Genomic DNA, 3,035 nt, shown 5'->3' with positions numbered 1-3,035 from the left:
GCCGCGCCGGGCGTGCCGCCGTTCAGGATGAACGAGTCGAGCTTGCCCAGCCGCTCGTTGAACGTGTCGCAGTACCCCTCCAGGCGGTCCACGTAGGCCTGGGTGATGCGCAGCGGCGGGTACTTCGGGTCCGGCACGATCGGCGTGCACAGGTCCGCTCCGACGTCGAAGAGGTCGTTCTGCACCTTGCGCACGACTTCGTGGACATCGGGAGCCAGCTGACCCAGCGCCAGGGCCACGCCCAGCGACGCGTTGGTCTCGTCGACGTCCGCGTACGCCTCGATGCGAGGTGAGGTCTTCGGGACGCGGGAGAAGTCGCCGAGGCCGGTCGTGCCGTCGTCGCCTACCCGCGTGTAGATCTTCGTGAGATGCACCGCCATGGCTCGCACTTTAAGGCCGTACGTAGGATTGCCGCGTGAGCGAGCATTTCCGGGTACACGGTGGCGCACGTCTGGTCGGCGAGGTTGATGTCGTCGGCGCCAAGAACAGCGTCCTCAAGCTGATGGCCGCAGCTCTGCTCGCCGAGGGCACGACAACCCTCACCAACTGCCCGGACATCCTCGATGTACCGCTGATGGCGGACGCGTTGCGCAGCCTCGGGTGCGAGGTCGAGCTCGAGGGTGACGTGGCCAGGATCACGACCCCGCAGGAGCTCAGCTACCACGCCGACTCCGAGGCGATGGGGAAGCTCCGGGCGTCCATCTGCGTGCTCGGGCCGCTGGTGGGCCGGTGCAAGCGCGCGGTCGTGGCGTTGCCGGGCGGTGACGCGATCGGTTCACGGCCGTTGGACATGCACCAGAGCGGACTCGAGAAGCTCGGCGCGAAGACCTGGATCGAGCACGGCTGCATCGTCGCCGAGGCCGAGGGGCTGCACGGCGCGCAGATCTGGCTCGACTTCCCGAGCATGGGCGCCACCGAGAACATCCTGATGGCGGCGGTGCTGGCGAACGGCACCACGGTCATCGACAACGCCGCGCGCGAGCCCGAGATCGTCGACCTCTGCCTGATGCTGACGCAGATGGGCGCGCGGATCGAGGGTGCCGGCACCTCGACTTTGACGGTGCACGGCGTGTCGGAGCTCAAGCCGACCGAACACCGCGTGATCGGTGACCGGATCGTCGGCGCCACGTGGGGCTTCGCCGCCGTGATGACGCGCGGCGACGTGCGGGTGCGCGGCGTCAACCCGCACCACCTCGACCTGGTGCTGGAGAAGCTGCGGATGGCGGGCGCCGAGGTGACCGTCTACGAGGGCGAGGACGAGGGCTTCCGGGTCGTCATGGACGGCCGCCCCAAGGCGGTCGACTTCGTGACGCTGCCGTACCCCGGTTTCGCCACGGACAACCAGCCGTTCGCGATCGCGCTGTCCGCGGTCTCCGAGGGCACTTCGATGATCACCGAGAACCTGTTCGAGGCGCGGTTCCGGTTCATCGACGAGATGATCAGGCTCGGGGCCGACGCGCGCACGGACGGTCACCACGCGGTGATCCGCGGCGTCGAGAAGCTGTCCAGCGCGCCGGTAAGGCGCGTTCCGCGAACGCGTGGCACGCACTCCGTTCGCCTTCAGCTTCTGCACGAGGACGTTCGCGGCCTCCTCCGTGGGCACGAGCGCGACCTCGCTCAGCAACCCGAAGTCCGTGCCCTCCAGATCCGGCACGGGCCGCCTGTCGTTGCCCACGAAGTACCGCAACACCAGCGCCAGCAGTCCGAGTACTGCAAAAACCACTACGGTCTGGTAGATCCCCGTCACCCGTTCATCATGCTCTTTCTGGTCTCGATTCAGTGAGCAAGCGCACGCGCAGCAACAGTTACCGGCCAGTACGCTCCGGAGAACGACGTTGTGGGAGGTTGCTGTGCCGTACCCGGCAGACCGTGAACGGGACCGCCCCTGGGTGATGCGCACGTACGCGGGCCACTCGTCGGCCGCCGCTTCCAACGCGCTTTACCGCCGGAACCTCGCCAAGGGGCAGACCGGTCTCTCAGTGGCGTTCGACCTGCCGACGCAGACCGGCTACGACCCGGACGACGAGCTCGCGAAGGGCGAGGTCGGCAAGGTCGGCGTGCCCGTCAGCCACATCGGCGACATGCGGCAGCTCTTCGACCAGATCCCGCTCGCCGGGGCCAACACGTCGATGACGATCAACGCGACGGCCATGTGGCTGCTCGCGATGTACGTCACCGTGGCCGAGGAGCAGGGCGCGGACCCGTCGGCGCTCGCCGGCACGACGCAGAACGACATCATCAAGGAGTACCTGTCCCGCGGCACCTACGTGTTCCCGCCGGGACCGTCGCTGCGGCTGATCACCGACATGGTCGCGTGGACCGTGTCGAACGTGCCGAAGTGGAACCCGATCAACATCTGCAGCTACCACCTCCAGGAGGTCGGCGCGACGCCGGCGCAGGAGGTCGCGTACGCGATGTGCACGGCGATCGCCGTTCTGGACTCGGTGCGCGACTCCGGTCAGGTGCCGGTCGAGAAGTTCGGCGAGGTCGTCGCCCGCATCTCCTTCTTCGTGAACGCCGGTGTGCGGTTCATCGAGGAAATGTGCAAGATGCGTGCGTTCGCCCAGCTGTGGGACGAGATCACGCGGGAACGCTACGGCGTCGAGAACCCGAAGCACCGCCGGTTCCGTTACGGCGTGCAGGTCAACTCGCTCGGTTTGACCGAAGCGCAGCCCGAGAACAACGTCCAGCGCATCGTGCTTGAGATGCTCGCCGTGTCGTTGTCCCGCAACGCCCGTGCGCGCGCGATCCAGCTGCCGGCGTGGAACGAGGCGTTGGGTCTGCCGCGTCCGTGGGACCAGCAGTGGGCGTTGCGCATGCAGCAGGTCCTGGCCTACGAGACGGACTTGCTGGAGTACGACGACATCTTCGACGGCTCGCCGGTGATCGAGGCCAAGGTCAACGAGATCCTGGCCGGTGCGCGGGAGGAGATCGACCGCGTGCAGGCGATGGGCGGTGCCGTCGCGGCCGTCGAGTCCGGCTACATGAAGTCGCAGCTGGTGTCGTCGCTGGCGGATCGTCGTCGGCGCGTCGAG

General features: G+C 67.6%; 3 protein-coding genes. 2 read left to right on the top strand and 1 reads right to left on the bottom strand.

What is annotated here, in order from left to right:
• Nucleotides 1-380: ATP:cob(I)alamin adenosyltransferase (locus tag B0F77_RS46280; protein ID WP_086669359.1), on the bottom strand; the 380-nt coding region annotated here is incomplete at its 3' end.
• A 35-nt stretch (nt 381-415) separates the two neighbouring features.
• On the opposite strand from B0F77_RS46280, the gene murA reads away from it, so the two are divergent.
• Both murA and B0F77_RS46270 read left to right on the top strand, forming a co-directional pair.
• Nucleotides 416-1,783, top strand: a complete 1,368-nt coding sequence (murA, locus tag B0F77_RS46275; protein WP_169731084.1) for a UDP-N-acetylglucosamine 1-carboxyvinyltransferase — start codon at nt 416-418, stop codon at nt 1,781-1,783.
• Nucleotides 1,784-1,850: 67 nt separating this feature from the next.
• Nucleotides 1,851-3,035: methylmalonyl-CoA mutase family protein (locus B0F77_RS46270; protein WP_245849564.1), on the top strand; the 1,185-nt coding region annotated here is incomplete at its 3' end.

The sequence above is a fragment of the Lentzea kentuckyensis genome, assembly GCF_002150765.1.
Classification (GTDB): Bacteria; Actinomycetota; Actinomycetes; order Mycobacteriales; family Pseudonocardiaceae; genus Lentzea; species Lentzea kentuckyensis.
This window is presented reverse-complemented; position numbering and strand designations above follow the sequence as displayed.